This is a genomic window from Aquirufa sp., assembly GCF_044342065.1.
Lineage (GTDB): Bacteria > Bacteroidota > Bacteroidia > Cytophagales > Spirosomataceae > Aquirufa.
The window spans coordinates 53,625-75,567 of the sequence record NZ_JBIIQN010000004.1 but is presented as its reverse complement, the minus strand read 5'-3'; the positions used below and the strand labels follow the sequence as shown (position 1 = coordinate 75,567).

The window sequence follows — 21,943 nt, the reverse complement described above, 5'->3', positions numbered from 1 at the left end:
GACATACAAGCCAACTGAATTATTTCAAGATATAATGAGTAAATTTCGCTGAGGCGATTCCTTTAGAATACAATAAAATAGAACTATGAAAAAACAATTACTGTATGCGCTCAGCGCAGCGCTCTTATGCGTTTCTTTGCAATCTAATGCGCAAAAGTGGACTAATTTATTTGACGGAAAAACCTTTAAAGGCTTCAAACAACTAAATGGTCAAGCAAAATATGAGGTGAAAGATGGTGTCATGGTAGGAACTACCGTAGCCAATACGCCTAATTCTTTCATGGCTACTGAACAAGAATATGGTGATTTTATCCTGGAATTCGATGTGAAGGTGGACAATAAGATGAATTCTGGCGTGCAGTTCAGAAGTTTGTCAATTCCTGAATACCAAAATGGTCGTGTACACGGCTACCAAGCTGAAATTGATCCTTCAACCCGCGGCTGGTCAGGCGGTATCTACGACGAATCACGTCGTGGCTGGTTATCTCAAAACGAAGGTAAGCCTGAGGCAAAAAAAGCATTTAAATTAGGCGATGTTTGGAATCATTACCGCGTTGAGGCGATTGGGACTACGATTCGTACATGGATTAATGACGTTCCTGTAACGTACTTGGTGGATGATATGACGGCCAAAGGATTTATCGCTTTCCAAGTGCATGCGATTTATGGCGAGATGAAACCAGGTATGCAAGTGATGTGGAAAAATATCCGCATTCAAACAGGAAAAGATATGCAACCACGCCCAATAGATGGTAAAACGGTCGTTGAGAATTACATGTTGAACAATTTATCTGAGCAAGAAAAGGCTGCCGGATTTAAATTATTATTCAATGGAAAAGATTTAACCGGTTTCCGTTCAGCGTTCAAAACCACGGCGCCTCCATCTGTTTGGACTGTTGAGGATGGAACCTTGCACGTAAATTCATCGGGTGGCAAGGAGTCGGGTAACGGTGGTGACATTTTGACGAATGAGCAATTTGGTAGCTTTGAGTTGACTTTTGATTTCAAATTAACCGAAGGAGCTAATTCGGGTGTTAAGTATTTTGTAAACGAAACCTACAATTCGGGGATGTCGGCGATCGGTTTAGAGTACCAAGTATTGGATGACGAGAAACACCCAGACGCGAAGTTAGGAACTGTTGGCAATCGCACACTTGCCAGTTTATATGACATCATCCCTTCCAATAAATTGGATCCACGATTCCGCAAGAAAATTGGCGAATGGAATCAAGGTCGTATCATTGTTTATCCAAATAATATTGTCCAACATTGGTTAAACGGATTTAAGGTATTGGAATATGAGCGTAAGAGCAATATTTTCAAAGTACTTGTGGCGCATAGCAAACATGCTAAATGGGATGGATATGGCGCTCAAGACAAAGGACCCATTTTATTTCAAGAGCACGGAGATTCCGTATTTTACAAAAACATCAAAATCAGAGAAATTAACTAAACCTTACCATGGAAAGAAGATCATTTATTCAAAAAGGTGCTTTGGCGACGTTGGGAACGCTCGCATTTAGTGCCAAATCGTACAGTAAAATCATTGGCGCGAACGATCGTGTTCGTGTAGCTTGTGTTGGTTTTTCAGATCGTCACCGCGCATCCCATGTTCCCCCATTCAAGGCCTTGGCAAAGGGAATGAATTTTGAAATGGTTGCTTTGTCGGATCTTTGGAACCGCAGACGCGACGAAGGAAAAGCGTTTTTAGAGAAGGAATTAGGTGGAACCATTCAAACCTATCGCAATAATGAGGAATTATATTCTGCTAAGGGAATTGATGCGGTGTTTATTTCAACAGCGGATTTCCAGCATGCCTTGCATACGATAGAAGCGGTTAAAGCGGGTTGTGATACGTATACAGAAAAGCCATTGGCGGAAACCATGGAAGATAACCGTGCAGTATTGAAAGCAGTGAAAGAATCAGGAAAAATTGTCCAGATTGGTTCACAACGTCGTTCGGGTGAAAACTACTGGGCAGCGGATGAATTTATCAAATCTGGTAAATTCGGCGATATCAAAATGGTGGAGTTGATGTGGAATGTAAACCAACCAGGTCGCTGGAGACGTCCCGAATTAACTAGCATCTTAAAAGAATCAGATATCGATTGGAAGCGTTTCTTAATGAACCGTCCAGCAGATAAATTTGATCCACGTAAATACTTAGAATATCGTCTATTTTGGCCTTATTCGTCTGGTATTCCAGGACAATGGATGTCACATCAAATCGATACCGTACACTGGTTCTCAGGCTTATCTCATCCAAACTCGGTTGTAGCCAATGGGGGTATTTACCAATGGAACGATGGGCGTGTGAATGCAGATACGATGACCGTGGTGTTCGATTATGGTCAAGGAAACAAAGGATTCCAAGTTCAGTTTACATCTCGCTTCTCAAATTCAGCGGGAGGAACGAAAGAGATTTACTACTCTAATGCGGGTGAGTTAAACTTGGATACCAATACGATTTCTCCTAATGGCGGATTGCGCGAGCGTGAGGCAAAAGCGATGGGTATGCAGGCGAATTTATTGCCTACCATGAAAATCGAAGGTGCCAAAGTGGCCACAGAAGCAGATACAGGAGGCGATAGCTTAACATTTAACCATGTGAAAAACTGGATGGAATGTGTACGTTCACGCAAAACTCCGAATGCTCCGATCGAGGCAGGTTACCAGCACTCCATCGCAACCATCATGTCAAATGCGGCCTATCGCACTGGACAGCGTGTTACTTTTAATGAGAAGACGCAAGAAGTGATGGCGGGAGATAAAGTTTTTAAGTACTAGTCGCTAGTCACAAGTCGCTAGTCGACAGTCCGAAGGGAAATAGTCCGAAGGGAAAGTTCTAAGTCTGTTTATTCAGTCAAGAGCTTTTTCCTTCGGACTTTCTTTTAAACGTTGGACGATGGACGTTAGACGTTGGACATTGGACATTGGACGTTAGACGATGGACGTTGGATGTTAGACGTTGGACGTTAGACGATGGACGTTAGACGTTGGACGCTGGACTTCGGACTCATTCCCTTCGGACTGTCGACTAGCGACTAGCGACTGACCACTAATTACTGACTACTTTTCCTCTTGCCTAGGATTATTGTTTTCCCTATCTTGCACGCAAATTCGTAATTCCGATTATGGCTCAAATACCAACTCAATCTAAGAAAGACTTAATAACGCACATTGCGATTTTAATCTTGTTAAGCCTTGTCTTATTCTTTGGATTTTTCTTTGTGTATTTACCTTGGAGTACGCACCATGGAGAATCTATTCAAGTACCAAATTTGAAAGGTATGACTTTAGAAAAAATGGAAGAAGCGATTGATGAGCGGGACTTAGCCTATGAAGTTGCTGATTGTACTTATACCGCTGATAAACCACCCTTGACAATTTTATCACAATATCCCCTACCCAATTCACTTGTTAAATCAGGGCGAAAAATATACATAACAATTAATTCTGAGACTCCGCCAACCATCAAATTACCAACCCTTGTAGGCCTATCGGTTCGTAGTGCAGAACAACAATTATACATTGCTGGATTAAGAAAAGGTATAGTGCATGAAGTAAATGATCCACGCGTTAAAGAGGTTATTGAAGTCCAGGCATTTGGTAAAAAAATAGAAGCAGGAGCAAGTATTCCAAAAGGTACGATGGTCGATTTATATATCGGAAATGGAACCGCAGACGTTGAAATGGATATGCCAGATTTCGTAGGTAAACCGATGGATGAGGTCGAAATTATACTGGCAGGTATGAATTTACGTATCGGAAAAATCAGTTATGAAGCACATGACACGTTTCCTACAGGAACTGTATTTAAACAATCCTGTGCCACATGTGATGGACCAAGTGTTAAACCAGGCGACCTAATTGACCTTTGGGTAGTAGGTGGCGAAGATCAATAATCATGGATATTACAATTGAAGAGTTAAAAGAGCGTATGGACAAAGGTGAAAAATTAAACCTGATAGATGTCCGTGAAGAATATGAATTTGATGAGTTCAACATCGGGGCAACCTTGATTCCTTTGGGCGAGTTACCAAATCGTTTGGAGGAAATCGAAGCCTGGAAAGATCAAGAAATTTTAATCCATTGCCGCTCTGGCGCTCGCTCTGGACGTGCCAAAGAATATTTAATGAGCGAAGGCTATTCAAATGTACGCAATGTTTTAGGCGGCGTGCTTGCTTGGCAAGCTGCTGGATATTAAGATGCAATCCATTTCCGCGAAAGAATTCAAGGAAAATTTATCTGCTCTTTCCCTCTTGGACATTCGTACACCGAGGGAACGAGCGGATTTTGATTTAGGGGGAATTCATATTCCTCTCGATGAGTTATTGACTCAAATTCAAGCGTTAGATTTACATGTTTTGTATACCGTTATTTGCTATAACGGCACACAAAGCCAAATTGCTTGTCGGCTCCTATCCGCCAAAGGATATAAAGCCCAAAATGTTACGGGAGGTCTGGAAGCTTATTTAAGCTTAGCCTGAATATAAACAATGGCCTGATCGGGATGCACAAATTCAAAATCATCCTGATGGCGAAACCAAGTCAATTGCTTTTTAGCATAATGCCGGGAATTGCGCTTCAGCAAACGAACCATTTCAGTCTCATCATATTCCCCTCGGAAAAACCCATATATTTCTTTATAACCTAAGGTTTTTAAGGCGTAACGGTCTTGATAGGCTTCGGATTCTTTAGCTTCCTGCATAAGTCCGGCTTGAAGCATTTGATCCATACGCATATCGATACGCGCATACAATTCTTCACGTGGTCGATCAAGGCAAATCTTTATCATCTCAAAAGGACGATCAGCCTTTTGCTGACTACGGAATGAGCTATATGACTTGCCAGTTGACAGGCATACTTCCAAAGCCCGAACAACCCGCTGCGGATTTTGAGCGTCCACTTTTGCTGCATATTCAGGATCTAATTCTTGGAGTTCCGCATGGAGGCTTTCCAAACCGTCTTCTTCCAATCGACGCATTAAATCTGTCCGTAAATCCAAATCTACATCCGGCATGTCATCAAGTCCTTCCATCAAGGCTTTTAGGTATAAACCAGACCCTCCGGTTAGAATAACGACATCATGCATCTGGAATAAATTGGTCAGCACTAGCAGCGCCTCACGCTCAAAATCCCCCGGGGAGAAATAGTCGTGAATAGAATGTGAATCAATGAAATGGTGTTTGACACCACCCTGCTCTTCGAGGCTAGGCTTTGCGGTACCGATGCTAAGTTCTTGGTAGAATTGACGGGAATCCGCGGAGATGATTTCAGTATGAAGACTTTTGGCCATTTCGACACATAAAGCTGTTTTGCCAACAGCCGTAGGACCCGCAATGACCAAAAGTGTTTTTTCCATCTTAATACGTATTCTTTTTGCCGTACCATTTACGGCCAGCTTTGGCTTTATCGAATGAACGCGGGCTTTCAGCAGGTTTTGCTGCGGCTCCAGAACCGGCTGGTTTGCCACCGCGGTTTGGAGGTCCTTGCTTAGCTTTTTTCTCGATAGTTAATACTTTCATGGGGTAACGGTGTGCTTCCACAACGGGCACCTTTTTACCTATCAACTTCTCTATATCCTTCAAATAGTCTTTTTCTTCAATATCGCAGAAAGAAATTGCGGTACCGCGTGCCCCAGCCCGCCCTGTACGACCGATCCGGTGGACATAGGTTTCGGGAATATTAGGCAATTCAAAATTAATCACATATTCCAAATCATCCACATCGATGCCACGAGCTGCAATATCCGTTGCTACTAATACACGTGTCGTTTGCGCCGTAAAGTTTTTCAAGGCTGTTTGACGTGCATTTTGGGATTTATTTCCATGAATGGCTTCGGCTTTGATGCTGGCTTTTAATAATACTTTGACTACTTTATCTGCGCCATGTTTGGTGCGGGTAAAGACTAATGCCGTTTTGATTTTGGTGTCTTCTAGGATATCTAGCAAAAGGGTATTCTTGTTGTTTTTGTCAACGAAATACACCGATTGATTAATGATTTCAACGGTTGACGAAACGGGTGTCACCGAAACTTCTGCTGGGTTTCGCAAAATAGACGCCGCCAATTGCACGATTTCAGGTGGCATGGTGGCCGAGAAAAACAAAGATTGTCTTTGGCGAGGCAAAGCTGCTAGGAGCTTTCTTACGTCATGAATGAATCCCATATCGAGCATACGATCGGCCTCATCGAGGACAAAATATTCGACATTGGCGATTGACAAAAGCTTTTGATTCATTAAATCCAACAAACGTCCTGGGGTCGCAATCACGACATCAACGCCCGATCTGAGTGCGGAAACTTGTGGGCTCTGCCCCACTCCACCAAAAATAACGGTATAGTTAAGTGAGGTATGGCGTGCGTAGGCTTTAAAGCTCTCTCCGATTTGAATGGCTAATTCCCGGGTAGGGGTAACAATTAGGGCACGGATTTTTTTAGGCTTTTGGAATGTTTGATTTGCATCCATCAACTGAATGATGGGAAGTGTAAATGCGGCGGTTTTACCAGTACCTGTTTGGGCACAACCCAGTAGGTCGGTGCCTTTAAGTACAATAGGAATCGCTTGTTCTTGAATGGGTGTTGGGTTTGTGTAACCCTCCTCACCGAGCGCCTTTAAGATAGGCTCAATGAGGTGTAACTCTTGAAATGTCATATCAAAATGAGAATGTGTGCTTATGAGTAATAACTGGAAATAACAAGCATTCTCATAATGATGTCGCAAGTTAAGGCTTTATTTTGGCATTTAGCGCTTTTGGGTTGTTGCCTCGTGCGGTGGGTGACGCTGCCGCGGTCGTTGACCCCGGCAGCGTGGCCGCTCACTTGCGAACGTTTTTTTACTGAGATAAATTGCTCAAGAACTTGATAATCTACAAACGAACTGCAGCTTGTATCTCGACTGGCTTTTGGGTGCCTATCAATAGTTTTTCTCCTGATTTGAAGACCAATTGAAGCCCTTGGTCCCCAGCTATATTATACACCTTCCCCTGGCCGTTAAAGCCATATTTAATCCCCCAACCACCGTATTCAGACAAGGGATCATAGGTGCGAACTTGAGCGGATTCAATCGAATCCCACGAATAAAACTGCTCTTTGAAATGAAATGGAATGAAACGCACATAAATACCCTCTGTGGTAATCCGAGTGATCAAACGCATTTGCCAAAAAAAGGTCGGCAAACTAATTGTTAGTATTCCTACTATCAATTGACTTCCAAGCGTTTTGGGCGGATCCATAAAAAGGGCAAAAACCATCGCACCCCACGATCCCAACAAAATCAACCATAACCACCACTGCGTAAATCGCTGTGTTTCCTTAAATTCAATCATTTATTGAATATTTTAATGGCAAATTTTAGCTATTTTTTCGATATATTCGTTTAAAATTCTAAACCTGTGAATAAAAAATTAAGTTACATCATCGGCGCCTCGTCCGTAGGTACGTTGATAGAATGGTACGACTTTTACATATTTGGTAGTTTGGCGACGGTCTTGTCAACTAAGTTTTTTCCCACCGATAACCCCACGGCTGCTTTTTTAAACACCTTGGCAACTTTTGCAGCAGGCTTTGTTGTACGACCTTTTGGTGCACTTTTTTTCGGTAAGATTGGGGACGTCATTGGGCGTAAATACACCTTTATGGTGACACTCATGCTCATGGGCGGCGCGACATTTGCCATAGGCTTAATTCCCTCCTACCAGAGCATTGGTGCCCTAGCTCCTATTCTCGTTTTAATTCTCCGCTTATTACAAGGATTAGCGCTTGGTGGAGAATACGGCGGAGCGGCCACCTACGTCGCGGAACACTCACCGGAGCATCAGAGAGGCTTTTATACGTCCTGGATTCAAACCACAGCTACACTCGGACTGATTATTTCATTGGGGGTAATCATGTTGACGCGTAGCCTCTTATCTGCCGAAGAATTCGACAATTACGGTTGGCGCATCCCCTTCCTCATCTCCATTGTCATGGTCATCGGTTCAATAATCGTCCGTAAAAACATGTCGGAGTCGCCCCTTTTTGAAGAAGCCAAAAAGAGCGGAAATGTCGCAAAAAACCCCTTGAAAGAATCCTTTGGCAATAAATTAAATTTAAAATTCGTGTTACTTGCCTTGTTTGGAGCCACGATGGGACAAGGTTTGGTGTGGTATACAGGCCAATTTTACGCCCAAACATTCTTGTTGAAAATTTGCCATCTCGAAGAAACCCAAACAAACCTGATTTTGGTCATCGGCTTACTCGCGGGAACTCCCCTATTTGTACTATTTGGTGCCTTATCGGACAAATGGGGCAGAAAAGGAATCATGTTGGCCGGCATGGCCCTTGCCCTATTCCTTTACCGACCGATATTTTCGACGATGTATGACCTTGTGGATACGAAACAAAAAACAGAAGTAGCGGAATCCATCAAATATGAACAAGGTAAAACCATCAGGACTTTTACGGATGGCACAGTTGAAACAACGACCGACAAAGGTCCTACCATCCATATTCCCGCTTCATCGCAATGGAAAATGATCGGCTTGATTTTCTGCTTGATTATCTTTGTCAGCATGGCCTACGGACCGATTGCCGCATTTTTGGTTGAGCTTTTCCCGATCAAAATCAGGTATACTTCCATGTCCTTTCCGTACCACATTGGTAATGGAATTTTTGGCGGATTAATGCCGGCCATCGCCACATTTTTAGTCACTACGGCAACGAACGATTCGACCATAGCGAAACCTTATTTGGAAGGATTGAACTATCCGATCGCCATGATTTCCGTTTGTTTGATCATCGGTTTGGTCTACATGCAGGATGTTAAAATCAAAAAGACATACCAGCTCAATGGCTTAAAAAGATTGTTAGGAATCGTTTGGATAATTCTTGGCATATCAACCGGCTTATATTTGGTTTATTTCCAAGCATTACCCTTGTGGGAAAAAGGTGGAAATGACCTAGTCCCAGCCATTATTTATACGTTTATTTTAGCTCCTTTCATCAGCATCGGTATGTCCCTATTCGGATACTTTGCCTTGACCGGAGAGTTTGACCAAAAAAAACATGAGAATTAAAAGTTTACAAGAATACCATGAAGCGTATTCCCTAAGTGTAGAAAAACCTGAACAATTTTGGGCTGAAATTGCCAATGAGTTTGATTGGATTAAGCCATTTACCAAAGTTTTAGATTGGAGTTTTGACGACTATTCGGTCAAATGGTTTGAAGACGGCCAAATGAATATTACCGCAAACGCGCTAGATCGTCACTTAAATACGATTCCAGATCAAGCGGCAATCGTATATGAACCCAATGAACCGGAGGACGAGGCGATTACGTTGACCTATCGCCAACTCCATGCGCGCGTTTGCAAATTCAGTAATGTTTTAAAAGCGCAAGGTGTAGGCAAAGGAGATCGTGTATGTATTTACATGCCCATGATTCCGGAATTAGCCATAGCCGTTTTGGCTTGCGCGCGAATCGGTGCTATTCACTCGGTGGTTTTTGGCGGTTTTTCAGCACAATCCATTTCAGATCGGATTAACGATTCCCAATGTAAACTAGTAATCACAACGGATGGCGCTGTACGTGGAAATAAAACCATTCCGATGAAGGAAACGGTGGATGACGCCTTGCTTTCGTGTCCATGTGTGGAAACAGTAATCGTTAAAACGCGCACAAAAACACCGGTATCCATGTTGAAAGGACGTGATTTGTGGTGGGAAGAGGAAGAAGCTGAAGCTTCTGCAGTTTGTGCTCCGGAGGCTATGAATGCCGAAGATCCCTTGTTTATTCTCTATACTTCCGGCTCTACTGGTAAACCCAAAGGGGTTGTTCATACCTGCGGTGGCTATATGGTTTACACGGCTTATACGTTTGCCAATGTTTTCCAATATAATCCAGGCGATGTGTTTTTCTGCACCGCGGATATCGGTTGGATCACAGGTCACTCCTATTTGGTATACGGCCCCTTATTAAATGGTGCTATTTCGGTATTGTTTGAAGGCATCCCGACATACCCAGACGCGGGACGTTTCTGGGATATTATCAAAAGACACCAAGTCAATATTTTCTACACGGCTCCTACGGCGATACGTTCGTTGATGGGCTTTGGCGATGAGTTCTTAGCAGGAAAAGATTTGAGTTCACTTCGTGTGCTTGGATCTGTGGGCGAACCCATCAACGTGGAAGCATGGCAATGGTACAATGATAAAATCGGAAAAGGCAATTGCCCAATCGTCGATACCTGGTGGCAAACCGAAACAGGTGGTTTAATGATCTCGCCAATCGCCGGAATTACCCCATTAAAGCCAGCATTCGCTACGCTGCCCCTACCTGGAGTTCAACCCATTCTGGTAGACGAAAACGGAAAAGAAATTGAAGGCAATGGCGTGAATGGAAACTTGTGTATCAAATATCCATGGCCATCGATCATTCGCACCACTTATGGCGATCACGAACGATGCAAATCAACGTATTTCTCGACCTATCCAGGATTGTATTTTACAGGGGATGGCTGTATGCGTGATGAGGACGGGTATTACCGGATTACTGGACGCGTCGATGACGTCATGAATATTTCAGGACACCGGATAGGAACAGCTGAAGTTGAGAATGCCATCAACATGCATACAGGCGTAATTGAATCGGCTGTTGTGGGATATCCGCATGATGTCAAAGGACAAGGCATTTATGCCTATGTCATCTGTGAGCACCCTACCATCAATGATGAATTAACCCGCAAGGATATTTTGGCTACCGTTGCCCGAGTGATTGGGCCCATTGCCAAACCAGATAAAATTCAGTTTGTGACGGGTTTACCTAAAACCCGCTCAGGCAAAATTATGCGTCGTATTTTGCGGAAAGTTGCCGAAGGGGAATTTGGAAGTTTGGGAGATACCTCGACCTTGTTAGATCCAAGTGTGGTTGATTCGATTATTAAAGGAGCTCTTTAAATAGACGCTGGACGTTAGACGTTGGACGCTGGACGTTAGACGATGGACGTTAGACGCTGGACGATGGACGTTGGACGTTAGACGTTGGACGTTAGACTTTGGACGCTAGACGTTGGACGTTGGACGTTAGACGTTAGACGCCGGACTTTAGACTAATGACTAGCGACTTACCACTGACTACTGCCCACTGCCTACTGTACAATCTTTTTCTCCAACTGTCTTAATATCCCAAAGGCTGTCTCTGCCATCTTATTCCCTTTGTTATCAAGCAAAGGATTAATCTCGGCAACTTCAAGGCAGACAACCTTTCCGGTTGCGAAAACCAATTCAAGAATGTTTAGGACTTCATCTGGCTTAAATCCTGACTTCACGGGCGTACCGGTCCCGTATGAAATTTGGTCACAGTCAAGCGAATCAACATCAAATGAAACAAAGATTATATCCGCGTCTTGTAAGCGATCGATAGCCTCTTGCACACAATGGGTTAATCCCGCGGCACGAATTTGTTCTACTCGGTAATGTAATATGCCGAATTGATTAATGAGATGCTCCTCAGCAGCTTCAAAATCCCGTAAGCCAAAATACACCAAGTGCTCACTTGATAATTTAGGTTGCGCTATGCCTATATTTTTTAATTGATTCCAAGAATCAACCGTATCATTTGAAACCTCATTTACCGCACACGGTAAATTATCTAGTTGCATAGCGGCGGCTAACGGCATGCCATGTATATTTCCTGAAGGAGATGTAAACGGAGAGTGTAAGTCGGCATGTGCGTCAATCCAAACAACACCCAATTTTTTATCCGGAAACGCTTTTTTAATACCACTAATCACACCTAATGCAGATGAATGATCGCCCGACAACACAATGGGAAAATAAGTTTGCTGCAGGTTCTTGGAAACAACCGAACAAACACGCTCGCATTGTTGGACTACATGCTCAATCCGTTTGGCAAAGCAGTTGGTGTTTTTTTGGTAAATCGTTTCGTTATGCGTCTGAACATCTTCATGCACGTGGCGATGAAAAAAATCATCATCGGCATTGATTGCCGCAATTTCTAAGGCATCGATCCCCATGTCAGAACCTCTCGTTCCGGCTCCGATATCCGATCGATTCTTGATTAATTTAATTTCCAATGGAACGATATATTTTTAAAATTGACGACTTATTAGAAAAACTTAGGCAAATAAAAAGGCGTTTAAAAAATCACACCGAAGCATAATCAGTTAAACGCCTTTACAAATTTAGTCTACCAAAAATACGTATACAAGCCTAAAAGCATCATCACGATGATCACAGATCCCACGATGAAAGAAGGAGTCAATTTGAACATCGAGGCATCGATTTCCAATCCTTTTGGATTGTTCTTCGACTCAGGATCTAGTAATGAAATGGCAACCATCGACGTAATACAGAATGCAAATACCCATCCCATTCGATCAATAAACGGAATCACATACATGCCATCCGCATCTTGGAATGAACTATAGAAAATACTATCTGTGACTCCAGTCCATGTAGGAATGTATTTGGAAATAATGGAGAACGATACCCCACCCAATAATGCGAATAAAGCAGCTTTTGACGTCGTACGCTTCCAAAAGAATCCCATAATAAATAAGGCAAATATACCCGGTGAAAAATACCCCGTATATTCCTGAATGAACTGGAATCCGCCTTTCTTATCAATACCCATAAATGGAGCAATCAAAACCGCAATAACAGTAGCTGCAACAACCGCAATACGCCCAATCAAAACCAATTGCTTCTCAGTTGCATTTGGATTAATGTAGTTCTTGTAGATATCCAACGTGAAAATTGTTGAAATCGAATTCGCTTTACCCGCCATCGAAGCGACTACTGCCGCTGTTAATGCGGCAAAGGATAAACCTTTCAGGCCAATAGGCAATAAGTTTAACAAAACAGGGTAAGCATTATCTTTACTAACAAGGCCATCCTTCATCATTGCCGCATGAAAATTTGCATCTGTACCTTCTTTAAACAATAAATAAGCGGCGATACCTGGCAAAACCACGATAATGGGCATCATCATTTTTAAGAAAGCTGCAAACAAGATACCATTACGCGCAGTTGGTAAATCAGCTCCTAGTGCTCTTTGTGTGATGTATTGATTACATCCCCAATAGTTCAAATTAACAATCCACATACCACCAATTAACACCGCTAAACCTGGCAATGATGGATAATTTGCATTGTCTTTATCGAATATCATGTGAAAATGATCCGGTGCTTTGGTCATTAAAATATTTAACCCACTTATTACGCCATCACCATTAAATTGGTCAGAAACCATATCCAATGCTAAGTAAGAGGTCACCAAACCTCCCAATACCAAGAAAATCACCTGAATTACATCTGTGTATCCAATTACCTTCATACCACCGAGCGTAATGACAATCGCAAAAACCGACATGGCAATCATGCACATGGTAAAGTCTAATCCTGATATCGTGGATACTGCCAAAGCACCTAAATACAAAATAGAAGTTAAATTAACTGCGATGTATAATAACAGCCAAAAAACGGCCATGATTAAACTCACCGTTGAATTATAGCGCCGATTTAAAAACTGCGGCATGGTAAAAATCTTATTCTTTAAATAGATGGGCATAAAGAAAATTGCCACAATCAAAAGCGTAGCAGCAGCCATCCATTCGTAGGTAGCAATGGCTAAACCCATTTGGAAACCATCACCCGAAGTTCCAATAAACTGCTCAGCTGATATATTAGAGGCAATTAAAGAAGCTCCAATCGCCCACCAGGTTAATGAACCCTCAGCCAAAAAGAAATCATTTGAATCTGTGATTTTCGACTTTTTCTTGTTATAAATCCAATAACCGTAGCCTGAAACCACAATAAAATAAAACAAAAAGACTAAGTAATCGAGCTGATGTAAACTATGTGATTGCATAAATTGAGGGTTTAGTTTTTTGGTAATCAGTTACGAAAATAGGGTATTTCAGCAGAAAAGAAAAGGAATAGGCGGAATTATGCTATTCCCAATACGTTGGTCGGACAAGCACCACTTCTTCCTCTCGGTCCACAATGACCTGACCCGGCAAAAGATCCTTCGTCTTGCGAACGTATTTTTTTGCTGTAACAATGACAGGGCATAATGATTCATTAGCCCGCTTTGAAAAATGCGCAGCTAATTCGGCTGCCTTCTCGATAACATGTTTGGGGACGGTACGCTGTTGGGGATTTCGAATGATTACATGGGATCCCGAAACATCTCGTGCATGCAACCAAATATCAAATTTCTTCGCATATTTAAGCGTTAGCAGGTCATTGTTTTTGGCATTTTTCCCCACCCAAATCGTCCAACCACCCGTAATAAATTGTTTAAAGGGCAATTCCTCAGCAGATTGCTTGGTCGACTGCTGTACTTGAAGATATTGCAAGAAAGGCTTTAATTCTCGGCGAACCTGAGCCGCTTCGACCGCTTTCAATTGCTCACCTAGTTCAATAATTTCAGCTTTTTTCCGTGCAACATTGGACTCCCATTGCGCAATTTCTTTCGAAAAATTCTTTGCCTTGCGATAATAATTTTCGGCATTTTCAGGGCCAGATAATTGGGCATTCAACTTAATACTGACCGTTCCACCCTGATAAAAATTGTCAAGCACTACCGCGTTCGCACCTGCAGGAATAAGATGTAAAAAAGCCATCAATATATTACCCTTTTCCTCATAAGCTAAGCTCGCATCGCGATTAACTTGCTGCTTTTCAAGTGATTCTAAATAATGAATCGCCTTGAGGTGTAATTTTCCCAATGTTTCCCGTAGTAATGACTTCTCCCTCCTAAACTCCCCTACTGAATAATGTAGCGAATAAAATTGATTTAGGGCATCAAACACATCTTTGGTTTGATACAAGACCTCTCCAGCAACAGGAAAAAGCGACAGGGCAATTCCTTTTTCCGTTTCTATAATTGTAAATTGAGGTTCATGAAGCAACTCCATTGTTTGCTGTAACAAGGCCCATTGACCTGATACTGATTGCTTCGAATAGCCTAAACTATTCAAATATACGCCTCCCTCTTTTCCAAGAGTTGGATATAATGTCATCCAATCCCCGTCGGCTTGTTGGAAGGCTTCAAAACGCTGATCCAACTTTCGATCTAATTGATCCAATTGTATGGCAAAATCTTTCCCTAGGCGTTTCTGAAATTGGGAACAATGCTCCCCAGCTTGAAACAAAATCACATTCGATCGATTCCCAAACAATTTAAAGACCAATACTTGCTCTCCTAAAAAATACATCCCAATGGCCCGCTCATTTTCGAAAACACGAACATCTTGAACTTCATGTAAGAGGAGATCCGAAAACAAATCCACGGAATTTCGACCGGCCCGACGGAAATCATCAGGAAATTGCAAACTGGAAAACTGTGAGCCAAAACTACATTTTATCCACAAGTCTTGCCCATTTTGACGTTCGAAACCAATGACCAACTCATCTTTTTCCTGCGAAAAACATTGCTTCAGACGCGCATAGGTCAAGATTTGACGAAGCTCCCGAGCAAGAATTCGTAGGAAAAAATGATTGTTATGCATAAATTGAATTTTAAATTTTGACCATGTCCCTTCCTGATTCCTATCTTTCCATTGCACAACCTGCCGAGGGACTCTACAAAGATAAAGGAAGTAAGTTCATCGGGTATGTATTTCCTGTGAAAGATCTTGAAGATATCAAGGAGCAGATAAATTCTTTAAAAGAATTGCATCCGAAGGCCCGACATATCTGTTATGCGTACCGACTGGGATTTAGTCCTGAGGAAGCCCGCTCAAACGATGATGGCGAACCTGCTAGAAGTGCGGGAAAACCGATATTAAATACCATTCTTTCTCTAAATGTCCATTTTACGCTCGTGGCTGTTGTACGCTATTTTGGTGGCACTTTACTCGGAGTGCCAGGTTTGATACAAGCATATAAAGAGGCTAGCTTGGAGGCCTTCGCGGCATCCGATATCATTGAAATCGAACCTATGGATAACTTAGAGATTCGATTTAGCTATGCTCAGATGAATGAAGTTATGAAGGTGATCAAAAAATATCCGATTCAGATTGTGGAGCAGGAGGTCAATATTGACTGTTGGTATAAATTAAGTTTTCCACATCGAATTGCTTCCGAAATCCAAGCAGCTTTTGAAAAATCAGTAGAAACGTATTGATTTGATTCATGATGTAGCAGGCAATATCAGGCGCTACTTGTTCGTTTAATTTCCAAAAGTCAGAAATAGAAAATTCATGAAAAAATACGTTTGGTTGCCTATATTGATATGTTTAATTGCTTTTACCCTATACATTAAAAAGATAATCGTATTGGGGATGATTGTTGTTGGAGCCATCATTTTCCCTGAAGCTTCAACCATTTTGAAACACTATTGCTTCGGAAATGGAGAAACACTACATCTTCAAAGTGATTACATCCGAACCTCTCCCGTTGTTCAAAGAAAATTAAAACAAATGAAAGTGGGTGACAAAAAGATTGTTGGCATGCATCAATGGCAGGATTGGCGTTTATCGTACGCCATCAATGGATTTGAAATGAAGAAATACCAACATAAGGTCGTAATCAGGCAATGGATTAAATTTGATGGAACAGGTAAAGTGCTCACTTGGTTTGGGCCCATTCCTTTACCTGACGACATTGTACATACTTTTGACTGTACGCCATTTTGGGTATATCATGAGTTCCCTATCTAATCAGATTTATTAATAATAAACATTTAAAAGACACCGCCAAGCGTTCTCATTTTACAAAATCATTCTGTAGATTTGTTTTAGCATCATACATGCATTTAAACCTATGAACTATTATAAAATCTACCGCGTCGAATCGGGTGTACAAATCGAAAATCTTCAAGGCGAGTTTAGCTCGACATTAGCCGTAAACTGGGATGATTTCATCAATCAGGAGAACTTATTTCAATTTTGCGATAAACAAGTTTTTGGATCCATAAACCACGAAAAAATGCACATACCCATAGATTCACAAGAAATATGGGCAGCAGGCGTAACCTATTTACGAAGCAAAGTGGCCCGCATGGAAGAGTCTAAAGAATCCGGTGGCGACACCTTTTACGATAAAGTTTATGATGCTGAAAGACCTGAAATTTTCTACAAAGGCAATAAACTGCGTGCAGTAGGCCAAAACGGCCATGTGCGCATTCGTAAAGATTCAGCCTGGAATGTACCCGAACCCGAATTAACGCTATTCATCAATAAACAACACCAAATCGCTGGATACCTCATCGGCAATGACATGAGCTCCCGCGACATCGAAGGTGAAAATCCACTCTACCTACCCCAAGCTAAAGTGTACGACGCCTCCGCGGGAATTGGACCATGTTTGTTGGTGACTGATAAGCCTCTAGCTCCTGATACGGTCATTTCCATGCGCATTTACCGATCATCACAAGAAGTCTTTCAGGGAGAAACACACATATCGCAAATGAAGCGAAGCCACGAAGAACTACGCGAATACTTAACCCGAGAAATGAGTTTTCCACAAGGCGCTTACCTCATGACGGGAACCTGCATCGTTCCTGATCCGCCATTTACCTTACAAGCAAATGACGAAATACACATTCAAATTGAACCCATCGGAACGCTGATTCAAACCGTACAAGCATGAACTTAACAGGAAAACAGATTATTGGCTTTCAAACAAAAGCAGCCGGACACCGAATTTTTCAAGGCGTACAAGCTGCTACAGCTGAGGTTTTAACACAGGAATTTATTGAAGCAACAGCCGACGAAGCTCAAGAAGCCTTATTAAAAGCTTCCGCAGCATTTAAGGTTTATCGAAATCTTTCGGACGCTGAAAGAGCTAAATTTCTCAATGCTATTGCCGAAGAAATTTTGGCCATTGGTGATGATTTAATCAAAACAGCTTGCGCTGAATCTGGCCTCCCTGAAGCGCGAATCACAGGTGAACGCGGTCGGACCATTGGGCAAATTCAAGCCTTTGCCAACTTTATCTCAAACCCCTCGTGGAAAAGAGAAATCGTGGATGAAGCGATGCCAGAACGCCAACCGCTTCCTAAACCTCGGTTAGTTCAAAAACAAATTCCACTTGGGCCAACTGTTGTTTTTGGGGCAAGTAATTTTCCCCTAGCATTTTCAGTTGCGGGTGGCGATACCCTATCAGCATTAGCCGCAGGATGTCCCGTCGTATTTAAAGGTCATCCAGCACATCCCAATACGAGTGAAATGGTAGGCCAAGCGATTCAGCAAGCTGCCCAAAAAACCGGTATGCCCGATGGCACCTTCTCACTTCTTCAAGCACAAGGACATGAAATTGGTGGGTATTTGGTGACACACCCCCTAGCAAAAGCAGTCGCATTTACAGGTTCATACCGAGGAGGAAAAGCACTTTTCGATTTAGCCGTTCGACGCGAAATACCCATTCCCGTTTATGCAGAAATGGGCTCCATCAACCCCGTTTACTTATTCAGCGATCGCCTAGCGACACAAGGTGAGGCACTAGCTGATGCATTTAGCCAATCCATTTGCATGGGGGTAGGCCAATTTTGCACCAATCCCGGTTTAATTGTTATCCTAGAAAAAGACCGTGGATTTTTAACATCTTTAGCTACCAAATTAGATCAAATGCCCTTAGGCACATTCCTGACATCTGGCATAAAAAAAGCATTTGAACATGGCTTTAATACCTTGAATCATCATTCGGCTACCCAACGATTAACCGCTTCTGAGAATCCGGCACCTAGTTTATTTAGTACAACCGTTCGCGAAGCTTTAGCACACCCGGAAGTTTTGGAAGAGGTATTTGGCCCAAGTACTGTGGCGGTGGTTTGCCAAGATTTGGCAGAAATGATTGCGTTTACGGAAAAGCTTCCAGGCCAACTGACCGCTACGATTCAAGCAGAAAAGAGTGATTTAGCGCAATTAGATGAACTCATCGATGAGGTAAGCCAAAAAGTAGGCAGAATCTTGTTGAATGGATTCCCAACGGGCGTTGAAGTCTCCCCGGCCATGGTCCATAGTGGACCATTTCCAGCGACTTCAGATGCACGAAGTACTTCTGTAGGAACCGAAGCTATATACCGGTTCACGAGACCGGTTTGTTGGCAGAATTTTTAACGTAGAGACGCGACACTTCGCGTCTTAAATTAAAAAAGACGCGAAGTATCGCGTCTCTACCTCACTACAACCCCAAGAATTAGCCTGAAAAATCGGCGCAAGCGCCTCAAATTTTGGCAAAGCTTTGAGCTTTGCCAAAGAAAAAAGACGCGAATTATCGCGTCTCTACAAAAAACAAACCCCCAGGCGAATGCCTGGGGGTTTTTATTATATCTCCACCTCCACATTCTCAAAGGTCAAATTCCCCTCCTTATCCACATCCATTAACACCGCCGAATCCCGCTGAATCTTACCCGATAAAATGGACTTCGACAATTCATTTAAAACGACACGCTGGAGTACACGTTTCATTGGTCGACCGCCATACAAAGGATCAAAACCTTCTTTGGCCAACTTAGCTAAAGCCTCTTCCGTCGCTTCGATGGTAATGTGTTGCTCAGCCAAACGGTTTTGAACTTCCTTAAATTGAATCGTTAATATCTTGCGCGCATGCTCTTCGGTTAACGGCTCAAACAATACAATCTCATCCACGCGGTTCAAGAACTCAGGTCGTACTTGTTGTTTCAACAAAGCCATCACTTCTTCCTTCGCCTCCTCCATCAAGATGGCATTGTTCCAGCCCTCCATTTGGCCTAATTTCTCTTGAATCAAATGACTTCCAATATTCGAAGTCATGATAATAATCGTATTCTTAAAATTCGCCGTCCTTCCTTTATTATCGGTCAAACGACCCTCATCTAATACCTGCAATAGGATGTTCCAAACATCAGGATGCGCCTTTTCAATCTCATCTAATAGTATCACAGAATAAGGTTTACGACGGACAGCCTCGGTCAATTGGCCCCCTTCATCATAACCGACGTATCCCGGAGGCGCACCCACTAATCGTGAAACGGCATGGCGTTCTTGGTATTCCGACATATCAATCCGCACAATGGCATTCTCATCATTAAATAGATAAGATGCGAGCGACTTAGCTAGTTCAGTCTTTCCTACTCCGGTTGTTCCTAAAAAAATGAAAGAACCGATGGGTTTACGTGGATCTTGTAAACCCGCTCGCGAGCGACGTACCGCATCAGATACTAATTCAATTGCCTGATCTTGTCCCGCAACACGTTTATGCAATTCATCCTCAAGGTGTAATAACTTTTCGATCTCTGTCTGCAACATTTTACTAACTGGGATCCCCGTCCACTTCGCTACCACCTCAGCGATATTCTCCGCTGTCACCTCTTCTTGCAACATGCCGTTCTCCCCATGTGAATTCGCTTGTAAATCCTTTAATTTTTGCTCAGACTCAACCAAACGACCATAGCGAATCTCAGCCACTTTTCCGTAATCACCTTGACGCTCGGCTTGATCGGCTTCCAATTTCAACTTATCTATCTGCTCCTTTTCTGCTCTGATCGTGTCTAATACGCTTTTCTCCGACTGCCATTGAGCCTTTAATGCATCGCGCTTCTCCGACAAATCAGCCAATTCACGATTAAGAATTGATTCCTTTTCCTTGTTATTTTCCCTGCGAATTGCTTCGCGCTCAATTTCCAACGACATGATTTTACGCTGAATATCGTCTATTGCTTCTGGGACAGAATCAATTTCCAAGCGCATTTTGGCAGCGGCCTCATCCATTAAGTCGATGGCTTTATCTGGCAAGAAACGATCAGAAATGTAGCGACTCGATAATTCAACGGCTGCAATGACTGCATCGTCCTGTATACGAACACCATGGTGCAGTTCATATTTATCTTTAATCCCACGAAGGATGGAAATCGCATCAGCCACATCAGGCTCATCTACAATCACGGATTGAAAACGACGCTCTCAGGCCTTATCTTTTTCAATGTATTTTTGATATTCCTTCAAAGTTGTAGCACCTATCGCATGCAATTCTCCTCGAGCTAAAGCGGGCTTTAGTAAATTGGCAGCATCCATAGCACCTTCTCCGCTGCCTCCAGCACCAATCAAGGTATGTATCTCGTCAATAAATAAGACAATCTCCCCATCTGAATCCGTCACCTCTTTGATGACCGCCTTTAGCCGCTCCTCAAATTCTCCTTTGTATTTAGCACCTGCGACCAATAAACCCATGTCGAGTGACATGATTATTTTGGATTTCAAATTCTCAGGCACATCACCGGAAACGATTCGCTGGGCCAAACCCTCTACAATGGCTGTTTTACCCACACCAGGTTCACCTACCAACATTGGGTTATTTTTAGTCCGACGAGAAAGTATTTGCAAGACCCGCCGAATCTCTTCATCTCGTCCGATGACCGGGTCAATTTTACCGGCCTTCGCTAATTCATTTAAATTCTTACCGTATTTTTCCAAAGACTGGTAAGTACTTTCTGCATGTGGATCGTTCACTTTTCTATTTCCTCTAAGTTCGATGATTGCTTGTTTAAAATTTTTGGTCGTTAGGCCGAGCTTTTTGAGGGCATCGGCCACAGAATCGTTTCCATCCAATAAGGATAAAAACAAGAGCTCCACGCTAACATACGAATCGCCAAAATCGGCTTTCCATTTATCTGCCCGCTGCAAGGCTTGTTGTAAGGAATTACTTACATAAGGCTGTTCACCAGATACTTTGGGGTAGCTGTTGAGAATTGGGCCTAAACTATTTTGAATTTGGCTAGGCGCAGTACCTAATTTCTTGAGCAGAAATAAGGCAGTTTGGGTGTCATCTTGTAAAATTGCTTGCAACAAATGCCCAGTTTCAATGGCCTGTTGGCCCCGTTCCTGCGCGATTTCCATCGCTTGCTGAATGATGACACTCGATTGGGAAGTATAGTTGTTTGGGTTCATGTGGTTAAAATAGTTGCACTCGCCTACTGCAATTGCATAGCCATGCATAAAACCCGGAAAATTTGTC

The 21,943-nt window shown here is 42.6% G+C and carries 19 protein-coding genes; 11 read left to right on the top strand and 8 right to left on the bottom strand.

Annotation, left to right across the window (positions count from 1 at the left end; all coding sequences use genetic code 11):
- Positions 1-85: 85 nt before the first annotated feature.
- The 5 genes from ACIQZ2_RS02880 (at position 86) to ACIQZ2_RS02860 (ending at position 4,490) form a co-directional block, all read left to right on the top strand.
- A complete protein-coding gene (locus ACIQZ2_RS02880) occupies positions 86-1,453 on the top strand; it encodes a DUF1080 domain-containing protein (protein WP_395767332.1) in 1,368 nt (455 codons plus the stop codon).
- A gap of 8 nt (positions 1,454-1,461) precedes the next feature.
- Positions 1,462-2,787, top strand: a complete 1,326-nt coding sequence (locus tag ACIQZ2_RS02875; RefSeq protein ID WP_395767331.1) for a Gfo/Idh/MocA family protein — start codon at positions 1,462-1,464, stop codon at positions 2,785-2,787.
- Positions 2,788-3,134: 347 nt separating this feature from the next.
- Complete coding sequence (locus ACIQZ2_RS02870; protein ID WP_395767330.1) at positions 3,135-3,905, top strand: PASTA domain-containing protein; 771 nt, start codon at positions 3,135-3,137, stop codon at positions 3,903-3,905.
- A gap of 2 nt (positions 3,906-3,907) precedes the next feature.
- On the top strand, positions 3,908-4,207 hold the full coding sequence (locus tag ACIQZ2_RS02865) for a rhodanese-like domain-containing protein (protein WP_395767329.1): 300 nt from the start codon (positions 3,908-3,910) through the stop codon (positions 4,205-4,207).
- Position 4,208: 1 nt separating this feature from the next.
- Positions 4,209-4,490 (top strand): rhodanese-like domain-containing protein, encoded by a 282-nt coding sequence (locus tag ACIQZ2_RS02860; RefSeq protein ID WP_395767328.1) that lies wholly within the window; start codon positions 4,209-4,211, stop codon positions 4,488-4,490.
- Here ACIQZ2_RS02860 and miaA read toward each other — a convergent pair.
- From miaA to ACIQZ2_RS02845, 3 genes are all read right to left on the bottom strand, one after another.
- On the bottom strand, positions 4,472-5,365 hold the full coding sequence (miaA, locus tag ACIQZ2_RS02855) for a tRNA (adenosine(37)-N6)-dimethylallyltransferase MiaA (RefSeq protein ID WP_395767327.1): 894 nt from the start codon (positions 5,363-5,365) through the stop codon (positions 4,472-4,474). The two genes, ACIQZ2_RS02860 and miaA, sit on opposite strands and share 19 nt — an antisense overlap.
- A gap of 1 nt (position 5,366) precedes the next feature.
- A complete protein-coding gene (locus ACIQZ2_RS02850) occupies positions 5,367-6,656 on the bottom strand; it encodes a DEAD/DEAH box helicase (RefSeq protein WP_395767326.1) in 1,290 nt (429 codons plus the stop codon).
- 214 nt (positions 6,657-6,870) lie between these two features.
- Entirely contained in the window at positions 6,871-7,329 is a 459-nt protein-coding gene (locus ACIQZ2_RS02845) for a hypothetical protein (RefSeq protein WP_395767325.1), read from the bottom strand.
- 66 nt (positions 7,330-7,395) lie between these two features.
- Here ACIQZ2_RS02845 and ACIQZ2_RS02840 point away from each other — a divergent pair, with 66 nt between their 5' ends.
- Positions 7,396-9,057 (top strand): MFS transporter, encoded by a 1,662-nt coding sequence (locus ACIQZ2_RS02840; RefSeq protein ID WP_395767324.1) that lies wholly within the window; start codon positions 7,396-7,398, stop codon positions 9,055-9,057.
- Positions 9,047-10,936 (top strand): acetate--CoA ligase, encoded by a 1,890-nt coding sequence (gene acs / locus ACIQZ2_RS02835; protein ID WP_395767323.1) that lies wholly within the window; start codon positions 9,047-9,049, stop codon positions 10,934-10,936. Before ACIQZ2_RS02840 ends, acs begins: the two co-directional genes overlap by 11 nt.
- Before the next feature lie 191 nt (positions 10,937-11,127).
- Here acs and rocF read toward each other — a convergent pair whose 3' ends face one another.
- From rocF to ACIQZ2_RS02820, 3 genes are all read right to left on the bottom strand, one after another.
- A complete protein-coding gene (gene rocF, locus ACIQZ2_RS02830) occupies positions 11,128-12,075 on the bottom strand; it encodes an arginase (RefSeq protein WP_395767322.1) in 948 nt (315 codons plus the stop codon).
- 113 nt (positions 12,076-12,188) lie between these two features.
- The gene (locus ACIQZ2_RS02825) at positions 12,189-13,871 is read right to left on the bottom strand and encodes a sodium/sugar symporter (protein WP_395767321.1); all 1,683 of its coding nucleotides are present in this window, start codon (positions 13,869-13,871) and stop codon (positions 12,189-12,191) included.
- A gap of 82 nt (positions 13,872-13,953) precedes the next feature.
- Complete coding sequence (locus ACIQZ2_RS02820; protein ID WP_395767320.1) at positions 13,954-15,516, bottom strand: NFACT RNA binding domain-containing protein; 1,563 nt, start codon at positions 15,514-15,516, stop codon at positions 13,954-13,956.
- A gap of 23 nt (positions 15,517-15,539) precedes the next feature.
- Between ACIQZ2_RS02820 and ACIQZ2_RS02815 the strand changes: the two genes are divergently transcribed.
- The 4 genes from ACIQZ2_RS02815 to ACIQZ2_RS02800 all read left to right on the top strand — a co-directional run bounded on the left by ACIQZ2_RS02815 (position 15,540) and on the right by ACIQZ2_RS02800 (position 19,068).
- Entirely contained in the window at positions 15,540-16,133 is a 594-nt protein-coding gene (locus ACIQZ2_RS02815; protein WP_395767319.1) for an IMPACT family protein, read from the top strand.
- Positions 16,134-16,209: 76 nt separating this feature from the next.
- Positions 16,210-16,668: a hypothetical protein gene (locus tag ACIQZ2_RS02810; protein ID WP_395767318.1), complete on the top strand. Its 459-nt coding sequence runs from the start codon at positions 16,210-16,212 to the stop codon at positions 16,666-16,668.
- Positions 16,669-16,771: 103 nt separating this feature from the next.
- Complete coding sequence (locus ACIQZ2_RS02805) at positions 16,772-17,599, top strand: fumarylacetoacetate hydrolase family protein (protein ID WP_395767317.1); 828 nt, start codon at positions 16,772-16,774, stop codon at positions 17,597-17,599.
- Entirely contained in the window at positions 17,596-19,068 is a 1,473-nt protein-coding gene (locus tag ACIQZ2_RS02800) for an aldehyde dehydrogenase (NADP(+)) (RefSeq protein ID WP_395767316.1), read from the top strand. Before ACIQZ2_RS02805 ends, ACIQZ2_RS02800 begins: the two co-directional genes overlap by 4 nt.
- Positions 19,069-19,275: 207 nt before the next feature.
- Here ACIQZ2_RS02800 and ACIQZ2_RS02795 read toward each other — a convergent pair whose 3' ends face one another.
- Both ACIQZ2_RS02795 and ACIQZ2_RS02790 read right to left on the bottom strand, forming a co-directional pair.
- Complete coding sequence (locus ACIQZ2_RS02795) at positions 19,276-20,853, bottom strand: ATP-dependent Clp protease ATP-binding subunit (protein WP_395767392.1); 1,578 nt, start codon at positions 20,851-20,853, stop codon at positions 19,276-19,278.
- Positions 20,854-20,892: 39 nt separating this feature from the next.
- Positions 20,893-21,924, bottom strand: a complete 1,032-nt coding sequence (locus ACIQZ2_RS02790) for a Clp protease N-terminal domain-containing protein (protein ID WP_395767315.1) — start codon at positions 21,922-21,924, stop codon at positions 20,893-20,895.
- Positions 21,925-21,943 lie beyond the last annotated feature (19 nt).

Excerpts from the sequence above, each read along its gene's own strand:
- ACIQZ2_RS02865 (WP_395767329.1), top strand. The coding sequence starts at position 3,908 with ATGGATATTACAATTGAAGAGTTAAAAGAGCGTATGGACAAAGGTGAA.
- ACIQZ2_RS02790 (WP_395767315.1), bottom strand. The coding sequence starts at position 21,924 with ATGCATGGCTATGCAATTGCAGTAGGCGAGTGCAACTATTTTAACCAC.
- ACIQZ2_RS02870 (WP_395767330.1), top strand. The coding sequence starts at position 3,135 with ATGGCTCAAATACCAACTCAATCTAAGAAAGACTTAATAACGCACATT.
- ACIQZ2_RS02805 (WP_395767317.1), top strand. The coding sequence starts at position 16,772 with ATGAACTATTATAAAATCTACCGCGTCGAATCGGGTGTACAAATCGAA.
- ACIQZ2_RS02815 (WP_395767319.1), top strand. The coding sequence starts at position 15,540 with ATGTCCCTTCCTGATTCCTATCTTTCCATTGCACAACCTGCCGAGGGA.
- acs (WP_395767323.1), top strand. The coding sequence starts at position 9,047 with ATGAGAATTAAAAGTTTACAAGAATACCATGAAGCGTATTCCCTAAGT.
- ACIQZ2_RS02820 (WP_395767320.1), bottom strand. The coding sequence starts at position 15,516 with ATGCATAACAATCATTTTTTCCTACGAATTCTTGCTCGGGAGCTTCGT.
- ACIQZ2_RS02850 (WP_395767326.1), bottom strand. The coding sequence starts at position 6,656 with ATGACATTTCAAGAGTTACACCTCATTGAGCCTATCTTAAAGGCGCTC.
- ACIQZ2_RS02880 (WP_395767332.1), top strand. The coding sequence starts at position 86 with ATGAAAAAACAATTACTGTATGCGCTCAGCGCAGCGCTCTTATGCGTT.
- ACIQZ2_RS02860 (WP_395767328.1), top strand. The coding sequence starts at position 4,209 with ATGCAATCCATTTCCGCGAAAGAATTCAAGGAAAATTTATCTGCTCTT.
- ACIQZ2_RS02845 (WP_395767325.1), bottom strand. The coding sequence starts at position 7,329 with ATGATTGAATTTAAGGAAACACAGCGATTTACGCAGTGGTGGTTATGG.
- ACIQZ2_RS02825 (WP_395767321.1), bottom strand. The coding sequence starts at position 13,871 with ATGCAATCACATAGTTTACATCAGCTCGATTACTTAGTCTTTTTGTTT.
- ACIQZ2_RS02810 (WP_395767318.1), top strand. The coding sequence starts at position 16,210 with ATGAAAAAATACGTTTGGTTGCCTATATTGATATGTTTAATTGCTTTT.
- miaA (WP_395767327.1), bottom strand. The coding sequence starts at position 5,365 with ATGGAAAAAACACTTTTGGTCATTGCGGGTCCTACGGCTGTTGGCAAA.
- ACIQZ2_RS02800 (WP_395767316.1), top strand. The coding sequence starts at position 17,596 with ATGAACTTAACAGGAAAACAGATTATTGGCTTTCAAACAAAAGCAGCC.
- ACIQZ2_RS02875 (WP_395767331.1), top strand. The coding sequence starts at position 1,462 with ATGGAAAGAAGATCATTTATTCAAAAAGGTGCTTTGGCGACGTTGGGA.